This window comes from Pseudomonas sp. C1C7, from assembly GCF_013359595.1.
In the GTDB taxonomy this organism is placed as follows: domain Bacteria; phylum Pseudomonadota; class Gammaproteobacteria; order Pseudomonadales; family Pseudomonadaceae; genus Aquipseudomonas.
Window position 1 is genome coordinate 25,893 of sequence record NZ_JABFMP010000016.1, and the last position, 24,941, is coordinate 50,833.

The window sequence follows — 24,941 nt, forward strand, 5'->3', positions numbered from 1 at the left end:
CGGCTTTTTCTTGAGCTTCAGTCTTACACGTTGAAGCGGAAGTGCATCACGTCGCCGTCTTTAACGATGTAGTCCTTGCCTTCCAGGCGCCACTTACCGGCTTCCTTGGCACCAGGCTCACCCTTGAACTGGATGAAGTCGTTGTAGGCGATCACTTCGGCGCGGATGAAGCCTTTTTCGAAGTCGGTGTGGATCACGCCGGCGGCTTGTGGTGCGGTGGCACCGACGCGGACGGTCCAGGCGCGGACTTCTTCGACACCGGCGGTGAAGTAGGTCTGCAGGTGCAGCATTTCGTAGCCGGCGCGGATCACGCGGTTCAGGCCAGGTTCTTCCAGGCCCAGGGCTTCGAGGAACATGTCTTTCTCTTCGCCATCATCCAGTTCGGCGATTTCTGCTTCGATCTTGTTGCAGACCGGAACGACCACGGCGCCTTCTTCGGCGGCGATGGCCATGACCACGTCCAGGTGCGGGTTGTTCTCGAAGCCGTCTTCAGCCACGTTGGCGATGTACATCACAGGCTTGGTGGTCAGCAGGTGGAAGCCCTTGATGATCGCCTTTTCTTCGGCGCTCATGTTCTTCATCAGGCTGCGTGCCGGCTTGCCTTCGGTGAAGTGCGGGATCAGTTGCTCGAGCAGGGCTTTCTGCGCGACGGCATCCTTGTCACCGCCCTTGGCGTTGCGCGCGACTTTCTGCAGTTGCTTCTCGCAGCTCTCGAGGTCGGCGAAGATCAGTTCCAGGTCGATGATCTCGATGTCGCGTTTCGGGTCGACGCTGTTGGAGACGTGAATCACGTTCTCGTCTTCGAAGCAGCGGACCACGTGGGCGATGGCATCGGTTTCGCGGATGTTGGCCAGGAACTTGTTGCCCAGGCCTTCACCTTTCGACGCGCCGGCTACCAGGCCTGCGATGTCGACGAATTCCATGGTGGTCGGCAGGATGCGCTTTGGATTGACGATGGCTGCCAGGGCATCCAGACGCGAATCCGGCATCGGCACGATACCGCTGTTGGGCTCGATGGTGCAGAAGGGGAAGTTCTCGGCCGCGATACCGGATTTGGTCAGGGCGTTGAACAGGGTGGACTTGCCGACGTTAGGCAGGCCGACGATGCCGCAATTGAATCCCATGGTGTTTCCCCTCGGAGTAGAGTCAGGCCTTCTGGCTGTGCAGGTTTTTCATCGCACGGTTCCATTCACCGGCGAGGATATCCGGCAGCACGCCGAGGGCAAAGTCGATGCTGGCATCGAGTTTTTCCTGTTCGGCGCGTGGCGCACGACCCAGGACGAAATTTGAAACCATGCTGGCGACGCCCGGGTGACCGATGCCAAGCCGCAGGCGATGGAACGTATTCTGATTGCCCAATTGCGCAATGATGTCGCGCAACCCGTTGTGACCGCCATGGCCGCCGCCAACCTTGAGCTTGGCGACGCCCGGAGGCAGATCGAGTTCGTCGTGTGCCACCAGGATTTCTTCGGGCTTGATGCGGAAGAAACCGGCGAGTGCCGCCACGGCCTGGCCGCTGCGGTTCATGTAGGTGGTGGGAATCAGTAGACGAACATCCTGACCCTGATGCGAATAGCGCCCGGTCAGGCCGAAATATTTGCGATCGGCCACAAGATTCACACCTTGTGCGTTCGCGATGCGCTCAACAAAAAGGGCCCCTGCGTTATGCCGGGTCTGTTCGTATTCGGCGCCTGGATTTCCCAGGCCAACGATCAGTTTGATGGCAGTCACGATAGGGGCCCTTCCTTGAAGTGGTGGATAACATCGCCGCAAAAGGTGCGAGCGGCGAAAGTGGACGAAAAATGCTCATTTACCATGAATGTAAACTCCGCGTTCCCGCCCGCTTTCTCGCTACGTTCCAGTCCGCGATGTTTCCGTCACTCCGGCGTACAGAGTGAAATTACTCTGCAGCGCCTTCTGCAGCTTCTGGAGCAACACGTGGAGCGTGGACGTTGGCAACTGCCTTGTCATCGCCGTGTGCCAGAGCAACAAACTCAACGCCTTTAGGAGCCTTGAGGTCGGACAGGTGAATGATCGCGCCGACTTCGGCATCAGCCAGGTCAACTTCGATGAATTCAGGCAGGTCCTTGGCTTCGCAGGAAACTTCGATCTCGTTCAGAACGTGAGAAATTTCGCCGCCTTTCTTGACCGGAGCTTCTTCGTTGATGAAGTGAACCGGTACTTTTGCAGTCAGTTTCTGGCCAGCAACAACACGCACGAAGTCAGCGTGCATGATGAATTGCTTGGCTGGGTGACGCTGCATCGCTTTGACAACGACGTTTTGCTTGGTGCCGTCGACGTTCAGCTCGATAACGTGGCTGAAAGCAGCTTCGTTTTCGAACAGCTTGGTGATTTCCTTGGCCACGATGGTCAGGGATTGAGCAGGCTTGTCACCACCGTAAACAACGGCAGGGATGTTGGCGGCGTGACGCAGGCGGCGGCTCGCACCTTTCCCCAGGTCAGTACGCGCTTGAGCGTTCAGAGTAAAGTCAGTCATTTTGTATCTCCAAAATAGCCATCACCGGTTGGCGTTTGCGACCAGCGCCGGACACGGTATGGGCAAAAAAGCCCCGCCCCGACAGGAATGCCGGGGCGGGGCGCTTTTCGTCAACGGGATGTTCTGAAAGGGCAGGGCCCTTAGCGGAACATCGCGCTGATCGATTCTTCGTTGCTGATGCGGCGGACCGCTTCGGCAACAACCGGTGCGATATCCAGTTGACGGATACGCGCACAGGCTTGTGCGGCTGCGGACAGCGGAATGGTGTTGGTCACCACCAGCTCGTCCAGCACGGAATTTTCAATGTTTTCGATCGCCCGACCCGACAGCACAGGGTGCGTGCAGTAGGCGAAAACCTTGGCAGCGCCATGCTCTTTCAAGGCCTTGGCCGCGTGGCACAGGGTGCCGGCGGTATCGACCATGTCATCGACCAGGATGCAGGTACGCCCTTCGACATCACCGATGATATGCATCACTTCAGAGTGATTGGCTTTCTCACGGCGTTTGTCGATGATCCCGAGATCCACGCCCAGGGATTTGGCAACGGCACGTGCACGCACGACGCCGCCAATGTCCGGGGACACGATCATCAGGTTTTCGAAGCGCTGATCTTCGATGTCATCCACCAGAACCGGGGAGCCGTAGATGTTATCTACCGGAATATCGAAGAAGCCCTGAATCTGGTCAGCATGCAGATCAACCGTGAGAACACGGTCGATGCCGACTACGGTGAGCATGTCAGCAACGACTTTCGCGCTGATGGCCACACGTGCGGAACGCGGACGGCGATCCTGACGGGCATAACCAAAGTAAGGAATAACAGCAGTGATACGAGTAGCCGAGGAGCGGCGGAAGGCATCAGCCATCACTACCAGTTCCATCAGGTTATCGTTGGTCGGAGCGCAAGTCGGCTGAATAATGAAGACGTCTTTACCGCGAACGTTTTCATTGATCTCGGCAGTAATTTCGCCGTCGGAAAACTTGCCGACAGAGATGTCACCGAGAGGGATATGCAGCTGACGTACGACACGCCGAGCCAGATCGGGGTTAGCGTTCCCCGTAAAGACCATCATCTTGGACACGCGCAGTACCTGAAGGCTGAGGGTATACCTGGATGAGTATAGGAAAATGGCAGGGGCGGCTGGATTCGAACCAACGCATGGCAGGATCAAAACCTGCTGCCTTACCGCTTGGCGACGCCCCTGTATCTGTTGCAACGAGTACCCGGTACTCGGTTCCTTTAGAGCAGAGTTTGCAGCTTGCGATGCAACATCGAAACGTTGCTTCCTTTTGCTACAAAACCTGTAAGGGTCTCTGTAAGAAGGGCCGAGACTTTATCAGCTTCAGCTTTGCTTGGGAAGCCCCCAAACACACAACTTCCAGTCCCGGTGAGTTTTGCTTCGGTAAATTTACCTAGCAAATTCAAGGCATTACCAACCTCTGGATAACGTCTTGCTACCACCGGCAAGCAGTCATTTCGACTGTTTCCCTCAGGAACGGGGCGCACTTTAATGGGCGGCGTGTTACGTGTCAACAACGGATCGGAAAAAATTTCCGCTGTGCTTACAGAGACTTGCGGCACCAGCACGACGTACCAGGGTTCTTGCGGATCGACGGGGGTGAGTTTCTCGCCCACGCCTTCGGCAAAGGCCGCGTGGCCGCGAACGAAAACCGGAACGTCGGCCCCCAGGGTCAGGCCCAGCGCGGCCAGCCGGTCTTCATCCCAGCCCAGTTGCCAGAGATGGTTGAGCCCCAGCAGGGTGGTCGCGGCATTCGAACTGCCGCCGCCGATCCCGCCGCCCATGGGCAGGATCTTGTCGATCCAGATATCGATGCCCAGGGTGCAGCCCGATTGTTCCTGCAGTTTTTTCGCCGCCTTCACGATCAGGTTGCTGTCGTGAGGAACGCCTTCGAACTCGGTGTGCAGTTGAATCACGCCGTCTTCGCGCAAGGCGAAGGTGATTTCGTCGCCGTAATCGAGGAACTGAAACAGCGTCTGCAATTCGTGATAACCGTCTTCGCGGCGACCAAGAATGTGCAGCATCAGATTGAGCTTGGCCGGGGAGGGCAGGGTCAGGCGAGCGGTCGACATGTCATTGCCCCAGCTTGCGCGGTTGCCAGGCCTTGATCACCAGCGTGACGTCGAGGTCACTGCCGTGCAGCTTGATCCGCTCGGGCAGCCAGTAGCCGTTCTGCTCGGCGTAGGCGGTGTATTCGACCTGCCAGCCGTCCTGTTCCAGATTGGCCAGGCGACTGTCGCCGTCCAGGGTCAGGCGGCTCTTGCTGTCCGGCGCCGGCAGCCCGCGGACCCACCAGGCCAGATTGGAGACCGGCAGTTTCCAGCCCAGCTGTTCTTCGAGCAGCGCATCCGGGCTCGGCGCTTCATAGCGGCCCTGGTTCGCAACTTCCAGCGACACTTTGCCCGGCCGCCCGGTCAGGCGTGCGGCACCGCGACCCAGTGGGCCGGAAAGGCGAATGTCGTAGTAATCCTGGCGCTGCAACCAGAACAGCGTGCCGCTGCCCGAGTCTTTCGGTGCGCGAATTCCGATCTTGCCGTCGATCTGCCAGCCGTCGAGGTTGGTCAGTTGCTGTTTGTGTTCGCGCCATTGCGCGGGGTTGCCGTGCCCCTCGACCGATTCGCGGGCACCGAAACCCGCACAACCGGCGAGCAGGGCGATGAAGCTGAAAACGATGATGTGACGCAAAAACATGATCTTAAAGAGTCTCTGAACCGGTCAGGCGCTTGATGGTGCTGCGCAGGATAGGGCTGTCGGGTTGTGCCTTGAGGAACTTGTCCCAGATTTGCCGGGCTTCACGCTGTTTGCCGCTGGCCCACAGGACTTCGCCCAGGTGTGCGGCGACTTCCTGATCGGGGAAGCGTTCCAGGGCCTGACGCAGCAGGCGTTCGGCTTCGTCCAGGTTGCCCAGGCGGAAATTCACCCAGCCGAGGCTGTCGAGTACCGCCGGATCTTCCGGATTGATCTGGTGTGCCTGCTCGATCAGGGCCTTGGCTTCGGCATAACGGGTCGTACGATCGGACAGGGTATAACCGAGGGCGTTCAGTGCCATCGCATTGTCCGGGTCGCGCTTGATGATCAGGCGCAGGTCTTTCTCCATTTGCGCCAGGTCATTGCGTTTTTCCGCCTGCATCGCCCGGGTGTACAGCAGGTTCGGATCATCCGGGTATTGTTGCAGGGCCTTTTGCAGAACCTGCCAGGCCTTGTCGCCCTGCTTGTTGGCAGCCAGGGTTTCGGCTTCGATCAGATACAGCTGGATCGCGTAATCCGGTTGTTCGTCGCGCTGGGCGGCCAGTTTGCTCTGGGCTTCGGCGGTCTTGCCGTTGTTCATCAGGATATCGGCCTGACGCAGTTGGGCCGGCAGGTAGTCGTTGCCCGGTCCGACCTGGCCGTATTCGATCAGCGCGCCCTGTGGATCGTTGCGCTCTTCGGCGATCCGGCCCAGGTTCAGGTGCGCCGAATCGACGTGGCTTTCCCGGGCGATCAGGTCTTCCAGATAGCCCTTGGCTTCATCCCATGCCTTGGCTTCCAGGCAGACCAGCGCCAGGGAATAACGCAGTTCGTCGTCTTCCGGGTATTGCTGAACGAGGCTGGAGAACTCGGCCTTGGCGTCATCCATGCGGTCCTGTTCGACCAGCATGCGCGCGTAGGTCAGGCGCAGGCGCTTGTCGTCCGGGTATTTCTTGATGCTTTTTTGCAGAAGCGGCAGGGCTTCATCGCTGCGACCCAGGGTTTGCAGCAGGCGCGCGCGCAGCAGGATCGGGGCGATTTCGCCGTCTTCCGGCGGATTGTCCTCCAGCAGGGTCAACGCTGCGCGGGAGTCGCCATCCTGTTGCAGCAGCAAGGCCTTGCCGAAGATCAGCTGGCCGTTGTTCGGGTGACGTTGCAGCAGACGGTCGAAACTCTTCATCAGACCGTTGCGGGTGTCCTGGTCGGTATCCGCCGCGGACAGGGCCAAAAAGTCGAAATGGGTATCGCCCTTGCCCTGCAGGACTTTCTCCATATAGACCATCGAGTCGTCATAACGCCCGGCGCGCGCCAGTTGCACGGCAGCGGCACGTTGCGCCTCGAGGTCGTCCGGAGCGTTTTTGGCCCAGATCAGGGCGGTGTCCAGAGCGGGCTGGTCGGCGCCCAGGTATTCGGCGATGCGAAATGCCCGTTCGGAGACGCCCGGGTCCTGGGTATTGATCGCCTGGGTCACGTAATTGTCCAGGGCAATGTCGAAGCGATTGCGCTGGCCTGCCAGTTCGGCGCTCAGCAGACTGAAGATCGTGTCCTGGCTGAACGAGCTGTAAACCTTGGGTTTTTCAGGTGCCGGGGTGCTGTCTTCGACCGGCGAGGCGCTGTCGGGCGATACCGGGGCCAGGGCCTGGCAGCCGGTGAGGAAGACAAATGCGAGGAGCAACGCGGAGGATCTATTCATATAGGAAGAGGGCGACTAACCTGCGGTCGGGCCATCATGACACAAGCTTTCGGTCAAACATAACCGGCCCGCCAATTTACCGATTTCACCGCAGTGGCGTCCGCTCAAACGAGAACGGCTCGCAATCGCCGGCGATCTCTACCGGGGCGATAGATATCGGGTAGTTGTCCTGAATCTTTCGAAGTAGGACAATTGCCGGCTTCACGTCACCATCAGCGACTTTGAATGGCCTTCCTCGCACTCGGTATTAACCACAAGACTGCTTCAGTAGACGTCCGCGAGCGCGTGGCCTTTACCCCTGAGCAGCTGGTTGAGGCCCTGCAGCAGCTCTGCCGACTCACCGACAGCCGCGAAGCTGCGATCCTCTCCACCTGCAATCGCAGTGAACTCTATATAGAACAGGATCACCTGTCGGCCGAAATCGTGCTGCGCTGGCTGGCCGAATACCATCAATTGAGCTTCGAAGAGCTGCGCGAAAGCGCTTATGTGCATGAAGATGATGCGGCAGTTCGTCACATGATGCGCGTCGCCTCCGGGCTCGACTCGCTGGTGCTGGGCGAACCGCAGATTCTCGGCCAGATGAAGTCGGCCTACGCCGTGGCCCGCGAAGCCGGCACCGTCGGTCCGTTGCTCGGTCGGCTGTTTCAGGCCACGTTCAACGCGGCCAAGCAGGTGCGCACCGACACCGCCATCGGCGAAAACCCGGTTTCCGTGGCGTTTGCCGCGGTCAGCCTGGCCAAGCAGATTTTCAGCGACCTGCAGCGTAGCCAGGCCCTGTTGATCGGCGCCGGCGAGACCATCACCCTGGTCGCCCGCCATCTGCATGACTTGGGCGTAAAACGCATCGTCGTGGCCAACCGCACGCTGGAGCGTGCCAGCATCCTCGCCGAGCAGTTCGGCGCCCATGCGGTGCTGCTGTCGGACATTCCGGCAGAGCTGGTGCGCAGCGATATCGTCATCAGTTCGACCGCCAGCCAATTGCCGATCCTTGGCAAGGGCGCTGTGGAAAGTGCGCTGAAACTGCGCAAGCACAAGCCGATTTTCATGGTGGACATTGCCGTTCCCCGGGATATCGAACCTGAAGTCGGCGAGTTGGACGACGTTTACCTCTACAGCGTCGACGATCTGCACGAAGTGGTCGCCGAGAACCTCAAGAGTCGTCAGGGCGCCGCGCAGGCCGCGGAAGAAATGGTCTCGGTCGGCGCCGAGGATTTCATGGTCCGCCTGCGCGAACTGGCGGCGGTGGACGTGCTCAAGGCCTATCGTCAACAGAGCGAACGCCTGCGCGACGAAGAACTGCAAAAGGCCCAGCGCCTGCTGGCCAACGGCGGCAGTGCCGAAGAGGTGCTGGTGCAACTGGCCCGTGGCCTGACCAACAAACTGTTGCACGCCCCGAGCGTGCAGTTGAAAAAGCTCTCTGCCGAAGGGCGCCTCGATGCGCTGGCGATGGCCCAGGAACTCTTTGCCCTCAATGAGGGCTCATCGGAAAGCTTTTCGGATAAGAAATCGCAATGAAAGCGTCACTGCTTAAAAAACTGGACATTCTCCAGGACCGCTTCGAGGAATTGACCGCCTTGCTGGGCGACGGCGAGGTCATTTCCGATCAGGCCAAATTCCGCACCTATTCCAAGGAATACGCGGAAGTCGAACCGATCATCAGCGCCTATCAACAGTTGCTCAAAGTGCAGGGCGACCTCGAAAGCGCCCAGGCCCTGCTCAAGGACAGCGACCCGGACATGCGCGAAATGGCCGTGGAAGAAGTCCGCGAAGCCAAGGAACAACTGGTCGAACTGGAAGCCAGCCTGCAACGCATGTTGCTGCCCAAGGACCCGAACGACGGACGCAACGTGTTCCTCGAAATCCGCGCCGGCACCGGCGGTGACGAGGCGGCGATCTTCTCCGGCGACCTGTTCCGCATGTATTCGCGTTACGCCGAGCGTCGTGGCTGGCGCGTGGAAATCCTCTCGGAAAACGAGGGCGAACACGGCGGCTACAAGGAAGTCATCGCCCGGGTCGAGGGCGAGAACGTCTACGGCAAACTGAAATTCGAATCCGGCGCCCACCGCGTGCAGCGCGTTCCGGCGACCGAGTCCCAGGGGCGGATCCACACCTCGGCCTGCACCGTGGCCGTGTTGCCCGAGCCTGACGAGCAGGAAGCCATCGAGATCAACCCGGCGGACCTGCGCATCGATACCTACCGTTCCTCCGGTGCGGGTGGTCAGCACGTCAACAAGACCGACTCGGCGATCCGCATCACCCACTTGCCGTCCGGCATCGTGGTCGAGTGCCAGGAAGAGCGTTCGCAGCACAAGAACCGGGCGCGGGCGATGGCCTGGCTGTCGGCCAAGCTCAACGATCAGCAGACCAGTGCCGCCGCCAACGCGATTGCCAGCGAGCGCAAGTTGCTGGTGGGTTCCGGTGACCGTTCCGAGCGCATCCGCACCTACAACTTTGCCCAGGGCCGGGTGACCGACCACCGGGTCAACCTGACGCTGTACTCCCTGGACGAAATCCTCGCCGGTGGTGTCGAGGCGGTGATCGAGCCGCTGCTGGCCGAATATCAGGCCGATCAACTGGCAGCGATAGGTGAGTAAATGACGATCATCGCCAGTCTGTTGCGCGCCGCCGATTTGCCCGATTCGCCCACTGCGCGCCTGGACGCCGAACTGTTGCTGGCGGCGGCGCTGGGCAAGTCCCGCAGCTTTCTGCACACGTGGCCCGAGCGCATCGTGCCCAGTGAAGCAGCGCTGACATTCTCCAATTATCTGCAACGCCGTCGTGGCGGTGAGCCGGTGGCTTATATTCTTGGTCAGCAGGGCTTCTGGAAGCTCGACCTGGAAGTGGCGCCGCACACCCTGATCCCGCGTCCGGACACCGAGTTGCTGGTGGAAGCCGCCCTCGAACTGTTGCCCGCCACACCGGCCAAGGTCCTGGATCTGGGCACCGGCAGCGGCGCCATCGCACTGGCGTTGGCCAGCGAACGTCCGGCATGGAAAGTCACCGCCGTGGACCGCGTGCTGGAAGCCGTGGCCCTGGCCGAGCGCAATCGCCAGCGCCTGCATCTGAACAACGCCACGGTGCTCAGCAGTCACTGGTTCAGTGCGCTGCAAGGCCAGCGTTTTCAGTTGATCATCAGCAACCCGCCGTACATCGCCGCCGCCGACCCGCACCTGGTCGAGGGTGATGTGCGCTTCGAGCCGGCCAGTGCCTTGGTCGCCGGTGTCGACGGGCTCGACGATCTGCGCTTGATCGTCGCCCAGGCACCGGATCATCTGGAAGCCGGTGGCTGGTTGATGCTTGAACACGGTTACGATCAGGCCGAAGCCGTGCGCGATCTGCTGCTGACCCGCGGCTTCGAAGAAGTCCACAGCCGCACCGACCTGGGCGGCCATCAACGCATCAGTCTGGGACGCCTGCCGTGCTGAATGATCAGGAATTGCTGCGCTACAGCCGACAGATCCTGTTGGCCCACATCGACATCGACGGTCAGCTGAAGCTCAAGGACAGTCGCGTGCTGATCGTCGGCCTCGGTGGTCTCGGCGCCCCGGTGGCGCTGTACCTGGCGGCGGCAGGTGTCGGTGAACTGCATCTGGCGGACTTCGACACGGTCGACCTGACCAACCTGCAGCGCCAGATCATTCACGACACCGACAGCGTCGGCACCACCAAGGTCGATTCGGCGATCAAGCGTCTGACGGCCATCAATCCCGAAGTCCGGCTGGTGGCCCATCGCGCCGCGCTGGATGAAGACTCACTCGCGGCAGTGGTGGCCGGGGTGGATCTGGTCCTCGACTGCTCCGATAACTTTTCCACCCGCGAAGCGGTCAATGCCGCTTGCGTCGCGGCGATCAAGCCGCTGGTCAGTGGTGCGGCGATTCGCCTGGAAGGGCAGTTGTCGGTGTTCGATCCGCGCCGCGCCGAGAGCCCGTGCTACCACTGCCTGTACGGGCACGGCAGCGAGGCCGAACTGACCTGCAGCGAAGCTGGCGTGGTCGGTCCGTTGGTGGGGCTGGTGGGCAGCTTGCAGGCGCTCGAAGCACTCAAGTTGCTGGCCGGTTTCGGCGAGCCGCTGGTGGGGCGTCTGCTGTTGATCGATGCGCTGGGCTCGCGCTTTCGCGAGTTGCGGGTCAAGCGCGATCCGGGCTGCAGTGTCTGTGGGTCAACGCATGCGTGAAGCGCCGATCGGCGTTTTCGACTCCGGTGTTGGCGGGCTGTCGGTGCTGGCCGAGATCCAGCGCTTGCTGCCCAACGAATCGCTGTTGTACGTCGCCGATTGCGGCAATGTTCCTTACGGCGAAAAGTCGCCGGCATTCATCCAGCAACGTTGCAGCGTGATTGCCGATTTCTTTCAAGGGCACGGCGCAAAGGCGCTGGTGCTGGCCTGCAATACCGCCACCGTTGCCGGTGTCGCGGATTTGCGGCGCGATTACCCAGAGTGGCCCATCGTCGGCATGGAGCCGGCGGTCAAGCCGGCGGCGGCCGCGACCCGCAGCGGCGTGGTTGGCGTGCTGGCGACGACGGGCACTCTGCAGAGCGCCAAGTTCGCCGCATTGCTCGACCGCTTCGCCAGCGATGTGCGCGTGATCACTCAGCCTTGCCCCGGGCTGGTGGAGCTTATCGAAAGTGGCGATCTGCACAGCGCGGCCCTGCGCCAGTTGCTGGAAAGCTACGTTCGGCCGCTGCTCACCGCTGGCGCCGACACCATCATTCTCGGCTGCACCCATTACCCCTTTCTCAAGCCGCTGCTCAAGCAGATGATCCCCGATGACATCAGTCTGATCGACACCGGCGCCGCCGTCGCGCGGCAGCTTCAACGCCTGCTCGCCGAGCGCGAATTGCTCGCCGAAGGACCTGCGCGAACCGCGCAGTTCTGGAGCAGCGCCGACCCTGCGCATTTCACAAATATATTGCCGATCCTGTGGCATAACCGCGGTGTTGTGCAAAGCTTTGAAAGGTAGTTAGGGGGAAACAGCAATTGGGGTGAACTTCTGATAAACCGTCGACTTCTATAGCTGTGAGCGTCAAGCAACAATAAAACCAAACGAAATCGTTCGGAAAAGGATGTTTCTATGAAGCGACTATTCTGTTTGGCCGCGATTGCGGCCGCGTTGATGGGGCAAAGTTTTACGGCACAGGCGGCGGGGGTGGAGTTCGGGGTCGGTCAGACCAGTGATTCGACCATGACTTATCGTCTGGGTATGCAATTCGATTGGGACAAGAGTTGGTGGCAGACCGACGTCGGTCGACTCACCGGTTACTGGAGCGGTGCCTATACCTACTGGGAAGGTGACGAGTCCTCCAGCAACCACAGCCTGTCTTTCTCGCCTGTGTTCGTTTACGAGTTTTCCGGCCAGAACGTCAAACCCTATGTGGAACTTGGGGTAGGCGTGGCGTTGTTCGCCAACACGGAAGTGGAAGGCAACGAACTGGGCGGTGCCTTTCAGTTCGAAGACCGCTTTGGTGTCGGCCTGCGCTTTGCCGGCGGACATGAAGTCGGCATTCGCGCGACGCACTATTCCAATGCCGGGATCAGCAGCCCGAACGATGGGGTAGAGAGTTACGCGTTGCATTACACGATGCCGCTGTAACGCCTGTACCCCCTGTAGGAGCCGAGCTTGCTCGCGATGGTCGTCAACGATAACGCTGGGAATCTGACACCCGGCGGCGTTCTCCAGACCATCGCGAGCTTGGCTCCTACAGAGGGCAAGGGGGCTGGGAGTCTCAGCGATACGCCGTCGCAATCCCCTCACGCTCATCCAGGCATTCCGGCGCACCCATCTCGAACTCCCGGCAAATCAGCGGGCGTTTTTCGTAGATGGTGCACATCATCGTGTCGCGATCCAGCGCGGCACACCAGCCGTCATCCAGACGCAGCATGACTTCCCCACCCCATTCATCGGTGTCGATGTAACGCTCGGGCACGCCGGTGTCGGTGATCAGCATCACTTCCAGCTGGCAGCAGCAGGCTGCACAGCTCGAGCAGGTCACGGCCGATTCGGCGATTTGCAGGTGGGGAATGGTTTTCATGGCGCGCAGTGTAAGGCAGGACAGCGACTGCGTGTGAAAGCCCTGACGGACGCTGCGCCGCCTCCGTCAGGGCCGGGTGATTACGGCAAATCCAGGATTGGCGGACTGCTGCGCACCATGCTCCTGCCGATGGTCAATTGCGTCTTGCCCGGCAGTTTCGCCATCGGCCACAGCTCTGCGACGGTCATGCCCGGAAAGTGAATCTCCAGCGGGCGGCTTTTGAGTTTTTCGAAGATGTAGCGTGCCGCTTTAGCGGCTGGCCAGAGGAAGGGCGTCGACGGATCTTTTTTGCCGACTGGCGAAGAGTCGAGGGCGCCGGGGCTGATCACGGTGACTTCGACGCCTTCCGATGCAACGTCCAGGCGCATGGATTCGAACAGGGAACGCAAGCCGGCCCTGGCATTGCCATAGGCTTCCGAACGCGGCAGTGGCAGGTAGGTCACCGGGCTGGCCAGGCCCACCAGGTGCGGCGCGGTGCCGGCACGCAGCAGCGGCAGTGCTGCTTCGACGCAATAGCTGCTGGCAAGCAGGTTGGTGCGCACGATGTGTTCGACGATCGAGGCATCGAACTGTTTGGCATCCACGTATTCACAGGTGCCGGCATTGAGAATCAGCGTGTCGAGAGAACCCCAGATCTCGGCAATCTGCTCGCCTGTCTCGCGCACGGTCTGGCTGTTGGTCATATCGCCTTTGAGCACCAGCACTTGCCCCGGATAGCGTTGCGAGAGGACTTTCAATGGCGCCAGCGAGCGTGAACTGACGGCCAGGTGGGCACCGCTTTTCAATATCTCCTCGGCCAGCGAGGCACCCAGGCCGTTGCCTGCTCCCGTCAGCCAGTATCGTCGTGGAGGCGTAATACTCATCCCGTGCTCCTTCTTGACCGAGGGGTTCCCCGATCCCAAATCGATAAAAGATCAAAAAACAGTGGCTCGGCATTCAAACGATGCCGAGGGCCAGGAAAATCGTGGCTATTGATGATCGCCTCCAGCGCCTTGACGCGGGGGCAGGTTCTTGAAGGCGGCCAGGGCCCGTGCGCGGGAGGCATGCAGGTCGACGATCGGCGAGGGGTAGCCCGCGACCCCGAACAGTCCGTTGACGTCCGGGTTGTGCACTTCTTTTTTGTCGAGATCTGCGAGTTCCGGTAGCCAGTGTTTGATGAACAGGCCTTGGGCGTCGAATTTTTCCGACTGGCTCAGCGGGTTGAAAATGCGGAAGTAGGGCGCCGAATCGGTGCCGGTCGATGAACTCCACTGCCAGCCGCCGTTGTTCGCGGCCAGGTCGCCATCGATCAGGTGACGCATGAAAAAGCGCTCGCCTTCTCGCCAGTCGATCAGCAGGTTTTTGGTCAGGAACATGGCCACGATCATGCGCAGCCGATTGTGCATCCAGCCGGTTTCCAGCAATTGGCGCATGGCCGCGTCAATGATCGGCAAGCCGGTACGGGCTTCCTGCCAGGCGGCAAGGTCGTCGGGCGCGTCGCGCCAGACCAGGGCTTCGGTTTCCGGGCGGAAGGCACGGTGGCGGGAGACCCTGGGGTAGCCCACCAGAATGTGTTTATAGAACTCGCGCCAGAGCAATTCATTGATCCAGGTCGATACGCCGGCTTTGCCGCTGTCGAATTCCCCTTGATTGGATTGCAGCGCGGCATGCAGGCACTGTCGCGGGGAAATCACCCCGGCGGCGAGATAGGTCGACAGTTGGCTGGTGCCGGGTTTCGCCGGAAAGTCCCGCTCGTCCAGGTAGTGTTCGATCTGAGCATCGGTGAAGCTGTCCAACCGACGTTTCGCCTCAGCTTCGCCAGCCGGCCACAACTCGCGCAGTTGATCGCCGGGAGAGGCAAAACCCCTGATGTGGTCGGGAATTTCGTCGCTGGCGAGCTTCAATGGCTTTTGCGCCTTGGGCGCCTTCACCGGATGCGGTAACGATTGGTGCAGGCGTTCGTAGCAGACCTTGCGGAACTGGCTGAACACTTGGAAGTAGGTGCCGGTCTTGGTCAGCACGCTGCCGGGCTGGAACAGCAACTGGTCGAGGTAGCTGTGCACGGCGATGCCTTCGTCTTGCAGCTTCTCGCTCACCGCCGCATCGCGCCGGCTTTCATGGACACCGTATTCCTCGTTGAAATGCACGGCGTCGATCTTCAGTTCCCGGCACAGCTCGAGCAGTACCTTCGGCGCCTGATCCCAGTGCGAAGCCGTGCGGATCAACAGCGGGATGTTCAGCTTGCCCAGCGCCGAACTCAGCTGTTGCAGATTACGCAGCCAGAAGTCCACTTTGCAGGCTGCATCGTCGTGCGCCTTCCATTGCCCGGGACTCAGCAGATACACCGCCACGCAAGGCCCGGCCGCGGCGGCGGCCGAGAGGGCGGTGTTGTCGTTTACGCGCAAGTCGCAGCGCAGCCAGATCAATTGCATGTACACGCCCGCATTAAATGAGCCCACGCTGAATCAGTGCCTGGTGAGCCAACAATGGGTCTTCAGCCAGGTACAGCTCGGCAGTTTCGCAAACTCTTTCGGACAACTCGGCGTGGTGAATGCACACCGTTGGTCCGGCGATCATTTTTGGGCAGCTGACGCCAGTCAAAAGTTTCCTCAGCTGCGAAAGGTTCATGGCTTTGCTGGAATACAGCAGTAAGCCCCGGGGTTGCAGGTGATCCACCGCCAGCGCCAGTTCGCCGGCAGGCAGCGGCCAGTCGAACACTTCCACCGGGCAATCGGCACTGCTGATCAGCCACGCGGTGAGCCACAGATGCGGTTCCAGCGGCAGGTCGGATTGATTGATCAACAGCAGGGGCGAAGTGTGTAACTGGCGGTTGTTATGGTAGATGCGCGCGCCGAATTTGCTACGTAGCCAGGAATAAAAAAATACCCGCTCCATCTGTGCACCAAACTGGCCCTGCCAGCGCTGCTCCAGGTCCGCCAGCAAGGGCATCAGCAGCTGTTCGCACAAGGTCCTCGGCGGGTACAGCGCCATGGCCTGATTGATGGTGTCGTCCAGGCTGCGCTCGGCCAGTCGCGTCACCGCTTGCAGCAGTGTCTGGCGCAGCCGTTGCCAATCGTTTTCCACCGGCTCGCTGATCGCCTGCGGGGCGTCGAGCAACTGCTTGACCTGGCTGACGGCGACGCCACGGTTGAGCCAGATGAGGATGTTGTGGATGCGTTGTACATGTTCGGCCGAGAACAACCGATGCCCCTTGGGCGTGCGCTGCGGCACGATCAGGCCATAACGCCGTTCCCAGGCGCGCAGGGTGATGGCGTTGACGCCGGTCTGGCGGGCCACTTCCCTGATGGGTAGCCAGCCTTCGTCGAGGGCTTTCTTGAAGTCGGTGCCGAGATCTTCGCTGGCGCTGCTGTCAGGACGGTCTTTCATTAAATGGCGTTTCGCAAACTGAGGTTTTCCGGATGCGGTTGCAGGTAGACCTGCTGCGCAATGTAAGGATCCGGGTGTTGGCGAAAGTGATGCTTGAGCAGGGTCAGCGGCACCACCAGCGGCACGATGCCGTGGCGATATTGGCCGATCACGTGCTGCACTTCCTGTTTGTCCTCGGCGCTTATCGCCTCTCTGAGATAACCGCTTATGTGTTGCAGGACATTGGTGTGGGTGCCACGGGTGGCGCAGCGTTTCAGGGCGGTCATCAGCTCGCTGAAATAACGCGGGCCCAAAGTCTGCGGATCGGCGTCGCCCATGCTGCCCAGCAGCTTGCCCAGGGCTTTGTATTGCTCAGGGTTGTGCGCCATCAGCTGGTACTTGTAGCGCGCATGAAAATCCGTGAGGCCGCGACGGCTCAGGCCTTCCTGCAGCAGTTGCTGCCAGGCGTGGTAGGCGAAAACCCGGGTGAGAAAGTTTTCCCGCAGGACCGGATCGTTCAGTCGACCGTCTTCTTCCACCGGCAAGTCAGGGTGCCGCGCGCAAAAGGCCTGGGCGTAGATACCCTGGCCACTGCCGTGCGGGGCACCGTTGGCGTGGTAGACCTTGACCCGCTCCAGGCCACAGGACGGCGATTTCTGCATGAAGATATAGCCGCAGATGTCATCCAGCTCCATCGCCATGTGTTGGCCGTATTCGGCCAATGGTCGGGTGACGTTGAGTTCCGGGCTGACGGTGCCGATCGCCTCAGGTTGATCAGCATCGCCCACCAGCCGGATGGGTTCGCGGGGAATGCCCAGGCCGATGGCGACTTCCGGGCAGACCGGTACGAAATCGAAGTAGTCGGTGAGGGTCTGGCTGCAGAGTCGTGATGCCTTGTGTCCGCCGTTGTAGCGCACCTCGGCGCCCATCAGGCAGGCGCTGATGGCGATTTTCGGTTTGGCGGCGGGCAGGGGCATGGGCGCACCTCGGAATGAAAACCTATACAGATTGGTTTTTCTGTATAACTGAGGTTCATCATAGATTCAAAGGTGTGCAAGTCAAATTGTTTGTACAGGGTCTTGCGGTGATGCGGCTTTGTGTAGGAGCTGCCGAAGGCTGCGATCTTTTGATTTTGCTTTTTTGAAGATCAAGATCAAAAGATCGCAGCCTTCGGCAGCTCCTACCTATGGAATTCAGTGCGTCTGCAAATGCTCATGCAGCCTTCGAGCCGCTTCCTGGCCACTGAGCCAGGCACCTTCCACGCGTCCGGACAGGCACCAGTCGCCACACGCATACAGGCCCAGATCGGCGTCGGCCAGGGTGCCCCATTCGTGGTTGCTCGCCGGGCGGGCGTAGAGCCAGCGGTGGGCGAGACTGAAGGTCGGGGCGGGCATGGCGCTGTGCAGCAGCTCGGCGAAGGCGCCGTGCAATTGCTCGATCACCGCTTCCTTGGGCAGGTCGATGTGCTGGCGACTCCAGGCACTGGTGGCATGCAGCACCCAGGTGTCCAGGGTGTTGTCGCGTCCGGGTTTGCTGCGGTTACGTGCCAGCCAGTCGAGCGGGCTGTCCTGCAGGAAGCAGCCTTCCATGGGCGTATCCAACGGGGTTTCGAACGCCAGGGCGACGGCCCAGGTCGGGTCCATTTTCACCCCGGCGGCGGCACCGGCGAGCTTCGGCGCGGAGGCCAGCAGGGCGGTTGCCTGAGGGGCGGGCGTGGCCACCACGACGTGGCTGAACGGCCCGTGGGTGTAACCTTCGGCGTCCTGCAAATGCCAGTGTTCTTCACCGCGATAGACCTCGGTGATGCGACAGGCGAAATGCACTTCCAGATCGCCGAGCAGGGCGCGGGTGATTGCGCTCATGCGCGGGGTGCCTACCCAACGCGTCTGTTCGTCCGGCGACAGATCGAGCCGGCCACCGTGGTAGGTGTACAGCTGCGGCGTCCATTCGGCGACCCAGCCTTTGGCTTGCCAGCGCTGGACTTCGGTGACGAAGCGGCGGTCGCGAGCGGTGAAATATTGCGCCCCCATGTCCAGAGCGCCCGCATCGCTGCGCTTGCTCGACATGCGTCCGCCGCTGCCGCGGCTTTTATCGAACAATTGCACGACATGCCCTGTATCAGTCAGGGCCTGGGCGGCTGAGAGCCCGGCAATGCCGGTGCCGATGATTGCGATAGGTACAGTCATAAGGGCCTCGTTTACCTTTCTGTACAGACTACGCCGTGGTTAAAACCTGTACAATTTTGTTTTTTGGTACAACTTGGTGTGTTCTCGTTCTGACAGCTTGGCCTATTGTTAAACACAGACACTGCCCGATATCAAAGATCCCTTGCTTATAAAAATAGACTAGTGATCAGGGTAAAACGCCACGCGAGGAAGAAGTCATGCACATATTGCTGACCGGCGGTACTGGTTTGATAGGACGTCAGCTCTGTCGGCACTGGTCGAGCCAGGGGCATCGGTTGACTGTCTGGAGTCGCACGCCTGCAAAAGTGGCGAAAATCTGTGGTGCGCAAGTGCGTGGAATCGCGAGGCTGGAAGAGGTGGGGCAGGAGCCTGTCGATGCCATCGTCAATCTGGCGGGCGCCCCGATCGCCGATCGCCCGTGGACGCACAAGCGCAAAGCGTTGTTGTGGAGCAGCCGCATCACGCTGACCGAAACCCTGCTGGCGTGGCTCGAAAGTCGCGAGCAGAAACCACAGGTGCTGATTTGCGGTTCCGCGGTGGGCTGGTATGGCGACGGTGGCGAGCGTGAGCTGACGGAGGAATCGCCCCCGGTCATCGATGATTTCGCCAGTCAGTTGTGCATCGCCTGGGAGGAAACCGCTCAGCGCGCCGAAACCCTGGGTATTCGCGTCATACTCGTGCGCACGGGGCTGGTGCTGTCCGCCGAGGGCGGCTTTTTGTCGCGGCTGTTGCTGCCGTTCAAACTGGGGCTGGGCGGGCCGATTGGCAACGGTCGGCAGTGGATGCCGTGGATCCACATCAAGGATCAAATCGCCCTGATCGATTTTCTTCTGCATCGCAATGAAGCCCAGGGTCCCTATAATGCCTGCGCGCCGAAGCCGGTGCGCAATCGCGAGTTCGCCAAGACCTTGGGCAGCGTGTTGCACCGTCCGGCGTTCATGCCGATGCCGGCGCTTGCGTTGAAGGTCGGGTTGGGCGAATTGTCGTTGCTGCTGTTGGGTGGCCAGCGCGCCATGCCGGCTCGCCTGCTCGAGGCGGGTTTCACTTTCCAGTTCACTGATTTGCGCGCGGCCCTGGACGATCTGTCCAGCCGCCTCTGAAATAGGACGTTGCATGACCGATCACGCGTTGCTCCTGGTCAACCTGGGCTCACCGGCCTCCACCTCGGTGGCGGACGTGCGCAGCTACCTCAATCAGTTTCTGATGGACCCTTACGTGATCGACCTGCCATGGCCGGTGCGGCGGTTGCTGGTGTCGCTGATTCTGATCAAGCGACCCGAGCAATCAGCCCACGCCTATGCCTCGATCTGGTGGGCGGAGGGCTCGCCGCTGGTGGTGCTCAGCCGGCGCCTGCAGCAGGCGATGACCACGCAATGGCATCACGGCCCGGTGGAGTTGGCGATGCGTTACGGCGAGCCGTCGATTGAATCGGCACTGTTGCGTCTGGTCGCCCAGGGTCAAAAACGCATCACCCTGGCGCCGCTTTATCCACAGTTCGCCGACAGCACCACGACCACGGTGATCGAGGAAGCCAGGCGCGTGGTGCGCGAGAAGAAGCTCGATGTGCAGCTGTCGGTGCTACAGCCGTTCTACGATCAACCGGAATACCTCGACGCCCTGGTGGCCACGGCCAAACCGTATCTGGAGCAGGATTACGATCACCTGCTGCTCAGCTTCCACGGCCTGCCGGAACGCCATCTGACCAAGCTCAACCCGGGGCACCGCTTCGACGGCGACGGCGATTGCTGCGCCGGCGCACCGCCGCAAGTGGTCGCCACCTGTTATCGCGGCCAGTGCCTGCGCACCGCGCGGGAGTTTGCCAGGCGCATGGGGCTGCCGGACGGCAAGTGGTCGGTGTCGTTCCAGTCGCGCCTGGGCCGCGCCAAATGGATCGAACCCTACACCGAGGCACGCCTTGATGAGCTGGCCAAAAACGGCGTGAAGAAGGTGCTGGTGATGTGCCCGGCCTTCGTGGCCGATTGCATCGAGACGCTGGAGGAAATCGGCGATCGCGGTCTGGAGCAGTTCCGCGAGGCAGGAGGGGAGGAGTTGGTGCTGGTGCCGTGCCTCAACGATGATCCGCGCTGGGCGCATGCGTTGAGTGCGTTGTGTGAGCGAGCGCCTTTGGCGCTTTGAAAGATCGCGAGCAGGCTCGCTCCCACAGATAAGGTGTTTAACCTGTGGGAGCGAGCCTGCTCGCGATAGCTATTTCATTTACAACGGCGCTTTAAAAGCTTCGCGGGCAAGCCTTGCTCCTACAGGCCTGTAGGAGCAAGGCTTGCCCGCGAATGGTTTGTTAGAGAAGCGGTTCTTCCGCCTTCTTGTGCTTCCAGCTGTCATTGCCCGGCAGAATCAGGTTCAGCGCAATCGCCACCACCGCGCACAGCGCGATGCCTTTGAGGCCGAAATCGTCCGGACCGGTACCGGTACCGACGAGCACGCCGCCAATCCCGAACACCAGGGTCACCGAAACGATCACCAGATTGCGCGCTTCGCCCAGGTCGATCTTGTGGCGAATCAGGGTGTTCATGCCCACCGCCGCGATCGAGCCGAACAACAGGCAGAGAATCCCGCCCATCACCGGCACCGGAATGCTTTGCAGCAGCGCGCCGAACTTGCCGATGAACGCCAGGCAGATGGCGAAGATCGCCGCCCAGGTCATGATTTTCGGGTTGTAGTTCTTGGTCAGCATCACCGCGCCAGTCACTTCGGCATAGGTGGTGTTGGGCGGGCCGCCGAACAGGCCGGCGGCGGTGGTGGCGATGCCGTCACCGAGCAGGGTGCGATGCAGGCCCGGCTTCTTCAGGTAATCGCGACCGGTCACGCTGCCTACCGCAATCACGCCGCCGATGTGCTCGATGGCCGGAGCCAGGGCCACCGGAACGATGAACAGGATCGCCTGCCAGTTGAATTCCGGAGCGGTGAAGGCGGGCAGGGCGAACCAGGGCGCCGCGGCGATCTTCGCGGTGTCGACCACGCCGAAGTAGAACGACAGGGCAAACCCCACCAGTACGCCGGAAATGATCGGCACAAGGCGGAAAATGCCCTTGCCGAACACCGCCACGATCAAGGTGGTCAGCAGCGCCGGCATCGAGATCAGCATCGCGGTCTGGTAGTGAATCAGTTCGGAACCGTCCCCGGCCTTGCCCATCGCCATGTTGGCGGCAATCGGCGCCATGGCCAGGCCGATGGAAATGATCACCGGGCCAATGACCACCGGCGGCAGCAGGCGGTCGATGAAGCCGGTGCCTTTGATCTTCACGGCCAGGCCCAGGAAGGTGTAGACGAAACCGGCCGCCATCACGCCACCCATGGTCGCCGCCAGACCGAACTGGCCCTTGGCGAGGATGATCGGGGTGATGAAGGCAAAGCTCGACGCCAGGAACACCGGCACCTGACGCCCGGTGACGATCTGGAACAGAATCGTCCCCAGGCCTGCGGTAAACAGCGCCACGTTCGGGTCAAGACCGGTGATCAGCGGCATCAGTACCAGGGCGCCGAAGGCCACGAACAGCATCTGCGCGCCGGACAGCACCGTGCGCCAGAGCGGATCGTTGAACTCATCCTGCATGGTTACGCGTCCTTCTGCTTGGTGCCGAAGATCTTGTCGCCGGCATCGCCCAGGCCCGGGATGATGTAACCGTGTTCATTGAGCTTCTGGTCGATGGAGGCGGTGTAGATGGTCACGTCCGGGTGCGCTTTCTCGACCACGGCGATGCCTTCGGGCGCGGCGACCAGCACCATGGCGCGGATGTCCTTGCAGCCGGCTTTCTTCAGCAGGTCGATGGTGGCGACCATCGAACCGCCGGTGGCGAGCATCGGGTCGATGATCATGGCCAGGCGTTCGTCGATTTCCGGTACCAGTTTTTCCAGGTAGGTGTGGGCTTCGAGGGTTTCCTCGTTGCGGGCCACGCCCACGGCGCTGACCTTGGCGCCCGGAATCAGGCTGAGTACGCCGTCGAGCATGCCGATACCGGCACGCAGGATCGGCACTACAGTGATCTTCTTGCCGGCGATTTTTTCCACCGACACAGTGCCGCACCAACCTTCGATGTCGTAGGTTTCCAGCGGCAGGTCCTTGGTGGCTTCGTAGGTGAGCAGGGCGCCGACTTCCTGAGCGAGCTCACGGAAATTCTTGGTGCTGATGTCTGCGCGGCGCATGAGGCCGAGTTTGTGACGGATCAGCGGATGGCGGATCTCGAGAGTAGGCATGGGGAAAGGCTCCGGCGGCGGGCAAAAAAACCGGCCTAGATTAATCTATCCGAGGGTGTTGTCCTATAGACATTAGAGTACGTTAGTCCACAAACGCTTGATCTGGCCGTGCGGGATGCGTACCTTTGCCCGCTTTTCCAAATCCGTACCCCCCTTATTCCCCTGGAGAGCGCCATGTCCGCTGATCTCGAGCATATCCGTCAAATCATGCGAGAGGCTGACTGCCTGTACACCGAAGCTGAAGTCGAGGCGGCCATCGCCCGTGTCGGTGCACAAATCAACGACCAACTGGCGGACAGCAACCCGGTGGTGTTCTGCGTGATGAACGGCGGCCTGATCTTCTCCGGCAAACTGCTGACCCATCTGAATTTCCCGCTGGAATCGTCCTACCTGCACGCCACCCGCTATCGCAACGAAACCAGCGGCGGCGAGCTGTTCTGGAAAGCCAAGCCGGAAATCTCCTTCATCGACCGTGACGTGCTGATCATCGACGACATCCTCGACGAAGGTCACACCCTGGGCGCGATCATCGACTTCTGCAAACATGCCGGCGCGCGCAAAGTGCACACCGCCGTGCTGATCGACAAGGACCACGACCGCAAGGCTCGTCCGGACCTGAAGGCCGATTTCGTCGGTTTGCCATGCATCGACCGCTACATCTTCGGTTACGGCATGGACTACAAAGGCTACTGGCGCAACGCCAACGGGATTTTTGCCGTTAAAGGAATGTAAGCAATGACCGCACCGAGCTTTCTTGATCAAACGCTGTTCACCGAATTGGCCGAGAAAGCCGGGGCCAATCCTCGTGGGCGTCAGCACCACAACTTCCACCAGATGGAAGAGGCCTGCCATCGCATGGCGGTCGGTTTGCAACCGGACACCTATATCCCGCCTCATCGTCACCTGGGCGAAAACAAGGCTGAAACCTTGCTGGTCCTCAAGGGACGCTTGGGTCTGTTGATTTTCGACGAGACCGGCGCGGTGGTGAAAAAGCAGGTTCTGCAGGCCGGGGGCGACTGTGTCGGTGTGGATTTGCCGACGGGCGTGTTTCACGGTCTGGTGGTACTGGAGGCCGATAGCCTGATGTTCGAGTGCAAGGCCGGCCCATATCGTCCGGTGGGTGAGGGTGAACTGGCCCATTGGGCGCCGCGCGAGGGCGAGCCGGGCGTCGCCGAGTATCACGCCTGGATGCGCGCGCAGTTCGACTGACCCGCCTTTCCATCCTGTGGGAGCGAGCCTGCTCGCGATAAACGTCAACGATAACGCGGGCGTCCTGAATGCCCGCGTTGCGCGGATAATTTTCGCGAGCAGGCTCGCTCGCACAAGGGAATGTGTGTGCTAGCGCATGCTAAAGTGCCCGGCCCCGCCCCCGGAGCCTGTCATGAGCCCTTTGATTCGCTGTTGCGCCGCTCTATTGCTCACCCTCAGCCTGCCCCTGGCCGCCGCCCCGGCGCCGATGCATGCGCAATTTTTGCCTCCGGACGACCTGACCCTGCGTGACGCCGAGCCCGAGCAGCAACAATTGCTGCAAGTCACCGAGTATTCGGTGGTGGTCGGCAATCAGCGTCAGTCCAACCAGCAGCCGATTCCGGTCACTTCGCCGTTGCTGATCCGCCTCAAGGGCAAATCCCTGAACAAGGGCGCGACGATCAATCAGGTGCTGGTCAATTTCGATGGCGAGAGCAAAAGCCTGAAAAAGCCGGTCTACGACGAGCAGAGCAAGACCCTGACGCTGTATTACCCGCTGGCGCAGTACCGGGTGATCATGGACTTGTTGCGCAATGACACCGTGTATTGCCAGTTCCTCAGCTACGCCAATGGCCATATCTGGGCCGATCTGCACACCGGCAGCGTTCGTCCGCGTTGAGTGCCGGGCCCGCGCGGGGGTAAACTGCCCGCCCCGTGAAATGTCTGCGAGCTGGAGTCGGCAATGCGTAAAGATAAGAAACAAGTGATTGGTGACGAGATCGGCGATGAGCAGATCAAGTTGTTCCTCGATTTCGAACCGGTCGACGCCACTTCGCCTTCGTTGCACAAACTGATCAAGGCCTACCGTGGCCTGCGCATCGACGATTTCGAACGTTTCCTGACCTTCTTCATCGAGGCCGGCTTTGATCTCAATGGCAAGGACGAGCAGGGGAATGACTTCGTTGCCCTGATCCAGGATCAGCGCAATGCGCCTGAATACATCGAGCTGATCCAGAAAGCTCGCGGCTGACCCTATTTCCGTAGGA

General features: G+C 60.8%; 27 protein-coding genes and 1 tRNA gene. 12 read left to right on the forward strand and 16 right to left on the reverse strand.

Annotation, left to right across the window (positions count from 1 at the left end; translation table 11 throughout):
- Positions 1–23 precede the first annotated feature (23 nt).
- The 8 genes from ychF to HNO86_RS15055 form a co-directional block, all read right to left on the reverse strand.
- Positions 24–1,124 (reverse strand): redox-regulated ATPase YchF, encoded by a 1,101-nt coding sequence (gene ychF / locus HNO86_RS15020; RefSeq protein WP_175377727.1) that lies wholly within the window; start codon positions 1,122–1,124, stop codon positions 24–26.
- A 22-nt stretch (positions 1,125–1,146) separates the two neighbouring features.
- Positions 1,147–1,731 (reverse strand): aminoacyl-tRNA hydrolase, encoded by a 585-nt coding sequence (pth, locus tag HNO86_RS15025; protein ID WP_007973893.1) that lies wholly within the window; start codon positions 1,729–1,731, stop codon positions 1,147–1,149.
- Between the two features lie 169 nt (positions 1,732–1,900).
- Positions 1,901–2,497: a 50S ribosomal protein L25/general stress protein Ctc gene (locus HNO86_RS15030; protein WP_175377728.1), complete on the reverse strand. Its 597-nt coding sequence runs from the start codon at positions 2,495–2,497 to the stop codon at positions 1,901–1,903.
- Between the two features lie 140 nt (positions 2,498–2,637).
- Positions 2,638–3,579 carry a ribose-phosphate pyrophosphokinase gene (locus HNO86_RS15035; protein WP_003171603.1) on the reverse strand — a complete coding sequence of 314 codons (942 nt, stop codon included), beginning with the start codon at positions 3,577–3,579 and terminating at the stop codon, positions 2,638–2,640.
- A 47-nt stretch (positions 3,580–3,626) separates the two neighbouring features.
- A tRNA-Gln gene (locus tag HNO86_RS15040) sits at positions 3,627–3,701 on the reverse strand.
- Positions 3,702–3,737: 36 nt separating this feature from the next.
- A complete protein-coding gene (gene ispE / locus HNO86_RS15045; RefSeq protein ID WP_175377729.1) occupies positions 3,738–4,589 on the reverse strand; it encodes a 4-(cytidine 5'-diphospho)-2-C-methyl-D-erythritol kinase in 852 nt (283 codons plus the stop codon).
- Between the two features lies 1 nt (position 4,590).
- A complete protein-coding gene (gene lolB, locus HNO86_RS15050) occupies positions 4,591–5,208 on the reverse strand; it encodes a lipoprotein insertase outer membrane protein LolB (protein ID WP_175377730.1) in 618 nt (205 codons plus the stop codon).
- Between the two features lie 4 nt (positions 5,209–5,212).
- Entirely contained in the window at positions 5,213–6,937 is a 1,725-nt protein-coding gene (locus HNO86_RS15055; RefSeq protein WP_175377731.1) for a tetratricopeptide repeat protein, read from the reverse strand.
- A gap of 225 nt (positions 6,938–7,162) precedes the next feature.
- Between HNO86_RS15055 and hemA the strand changes: the two genes are divergently transcribed.
- The 6 genes from hemA to HNO86_RS15085 all read left to right on the forward strand — a co-directional run bounded on the left by hemA (position 7,163) and on the right by HNO86_RS15085 (position 12,525).
- Positions 7,163–8,452: a glutamyl-tRNA reductase gene (gene hemA, locus HNO86_RS15060; RefSeq protein WP_175377732.1), complete on the forward strand. Its 1,290-nt coding sequence runs from the start codon at positions 7,163–7,165 to the stop codon at positions 8,450–8,452.
- Positions 8,449–9,531: a peptide chain release factor 1 gene (gene prfA, locus HNO86_RS15065; protein ID WP_175377733.1), complete on the forward strand. Its 1,083-nt coding sequence runs from the start codon at positions 8,449–8,451 to the stop codon at positions 9,529–9,531. The genes hemA and prfA overlap by 4 nt, the downstream gene beginning before the upstream one ends.
- Complete coding sequence (gene prmC, locus HNO86_RS15070) at positions 9,532–10,362, forward strand: peptide chain release factor N(5)-glutamine methyltransferase (protein ID WP_175377734.1); 831 nt, start codon at positions 9,532–9,534, stop codon at positions 10,360–10,362.
- Positions 10,356–11,111 carry a molybdopterin-synthase adenylyltransferase MoeB gene (locus HNO86_RS15075; RefSeq protein WP_175377735.1) on the forward strand — a complete coding sequence of 252 codons (756 nt, stop codon included), beginning with the start codon at positions 10,356–10,358 and terminating at the stop codon, positions 11,109–11,111. The genes prmC and HNO86_RS15075 overlap by 7 nt, the downstream gene beginning before the upstream one ends.
- On the forward strand, positions 11,104–11,895 hold the full coding sequence (gene murI / locus HNO86_RS15080; RefSeq protein ID WP_175377736.1) for a glutamate racemase: 792 nt from the start codon (positions 11,104–11,106) through the stop codon (positions 11,893–11,895). The genes HNO86_RS15075 and murI overlap by 8 nt, the downstream gene beginning before the upstream one ends.
- Before the next feature lie 111 nt (positions 11,896–12,006).
- Positions 12,007–12,525 (forward strand): acyloxyacyl hydrolase, encoded by a 519-nt coding sequence (locus tag HNO86_RS15085; RefSeq protein ID WP_175377737.1) that lies wholly within the window; start codon positions 12,007–12,009, stop codon positions 12,523–12,525.
- A 133-nt stretch (positions 12,526–12,658) separates the two neighbouring features.
- Here HNO86_RS15085 and HNO86_RS15090 read toward each other — a convergent pair whose 3' ends face one another.
- From HNO86_RS15090 to HNO86_RS15115, 6 genes are all read right to left on the reverse strand, one after another.
- The gene (locus tag HNO86_RS15090; RefSeq protein ID WP_175377738.1) at positions 12,659–12,964 is read right to left on the reverse strand and encodes a YkgJ family cysteine cluster protein; all 306 of its coding nucleotides are present in this window, start codon (positions 12,962–12,964) and stop codon (positions 12,659–12,661) included.
- Between the two features lie 80 nt (positions 12,965–13,044).
- Entirely contained in the window at positions 13,045–13,827 is a 783-nt protein-coding gene (locus tag HNO86_RS15095; RefSeq protein ID WP_175377739.1) for an SDR family oxidoreductase, read from the reverse strand.
- 105 nt (positions 13,828–13,932) lie between these two features.
- Positions 13,933–15,375 (reverse strand): deoxyribodipyrimidine photo-lyase, encoded by a 1,443-nt coding sequence (gene phrB / locus HNO86_RS15100; protein ID WP_175377740.1) that lies wholly within the window; start codon positions 15,373–15,375, stop codon positions 13,933–13,935.
- A 13-nt stretch (positions 15,376–15,388) separates the two neighbouring features.
- On the reverse strand, positions 15,389–16,330 hold the full coding sequence (locus tag HNO86_RS15105; RefSeq protein WP_175377741.1) for a MerR family transcriptional regulator: 942 nt from the start codon (positions 16,328–16,330) through the stop codon (positions 15,389–15,391).
- Positions 16,330–17,286 (reverse strand): DUF523 and DUF1722 domain-containing protein, encoded by a 957-nt coding sequence (locus tag HNO86_RS15110; protein ID WP_175377742.1) that lies wholly within the window; start codon positions 17,284–17,286, stop codon positions 16,330–16,332. Before HNO86_RS15110 ends, HNO86_RS15105 begins: the two co-directional genes overlap by 1 nt.
- Positions 17,287–17,502: 216 nt before the next feature.
- Complete coding sequence (locus tag HNO86_RS15115) at positions 17,503–18,495, reverse strand: NAD(P)/FAD-dependent oxidoreductase (protein WP_175377743.1); 993 nt, start codon at positions 18,493–18,495, stop codon at positions 17,503–17,505.
- A 197-nt stretch (positions 18,496–18,692) separates the two neighbouring features.
- Here HNO86_RS15115 and HNO86_RS15120 point away from each other — a divergent pair, with 197 nt between their 5' ends.
- Positions 18,693–19,595 (forward strand): TIGR01777 family oxidoreductase, encoded by a 903-nt coding sequence (locus HNO86_RS15120; RefSeq protein ID WP_175377744.1) that lies wholly within the window; start codon positions 18,693–18,695, stop codon positions 19,593–19,595.
- A 13-nt stretch (positions 19,596–19,608) separates the two neighbouring features.
- On the forward strand, positions 19,609–20,631 hold the full coding sequence (gene hemH, locus HNO86_RS15125) for a ferrochelatase (protein WP_175377745.1): 1,023 nt from the start codon (positions 19,609–19,611) through the stop codon (positions 20,629–20,631).
- 160 nt (positions 20,632–20,791) lie between these two features.
- Here hemH and HNO86_RS15130 read toward each other — a convergent pair whose 3' ends face one another.
- On the reverse strand, positions 20,792–22,066 hold the full coding sequence (locus HNO86_RS15130) for a uracil-xanthine permease family protein (protein ID WP_175377746.1): 1,275 nt from the start codon (positions 22,064–22,066) through the stop codon (positions 20,792–20,794).
- 2 nt (positions 22,067–22,068) lie between these two features.
- Complete coding sequence (upp, locus tag HNO86_RS15135; protein WP_175377747.1) at positions 22,069–22,707, reverse strand: uracil phosphoribosyltransferase; 639 nt, start codon at positions 22,705–22,707, stop codon at positions 22,069–22,071.
- 174 nt (positions 22,708–22,881) lie between these two features.
- On the opposite strand from upp, the gene HNO86_RS15140 reads away from it, so the two are divergent.
- The 4 genes from HNO86_RS15140 to HNO86_RS15155 all read left to right on the forward strand — a co-directional run bounded on the left by HNO86_RS15140 (position 22,882) and on the right by HNO86_RS15155 (position 24,925).
- A complete protein-coding gene (locus tag HNO86_RS15140; protein WP_175377748.1) occupies positions 22,882–23,439 on the forward strand; it encodes a hypoxanthine-guanine phosphoribosyltransferase in 558 nt (185 codons plus the stop codon).
- Between the two features lie 3 nt (positions 23,440–23,442).
- Positions 23,443–23,916 (forward strand): WbuC family cupin fold metalloprotein, encoded by a 474-nt coding sequence (locus HNO86_RS15145; RefSeq protein ID WP_175377749.1) that lies wholly within the window; start codon positions 23,443–23,445, stop codon positions 23,914–23,916.
- Between the two features lie 172 nt (positions 23,917–24,088).
- Complete coding sequence (locus HNO86_RS15150; RefSeq protein ID WP_175377750.1) at positions 24,089–24,574, forward strand: hypothetical protein; 486 nt, start codon at positions 24,089–24,091, stop codon at positions 24,572–24,574.
- A 63-nt stretch (positions 24,575–24,637) separates the two neighbouring features.
- On the forward strand, positions 24,638–24,925 hold the full coding sequence (locus HNO86_RS15155) for a PA4642 family protein (RefSeq protein WP_175377751.1): 288 nt from the start codon (positions 24,638–24,640) through the stop codon (positions 24,923–24,925).
- The last annotated feature ends 16 nt before the right edge of the window (positions 24,926–24,941 follow it).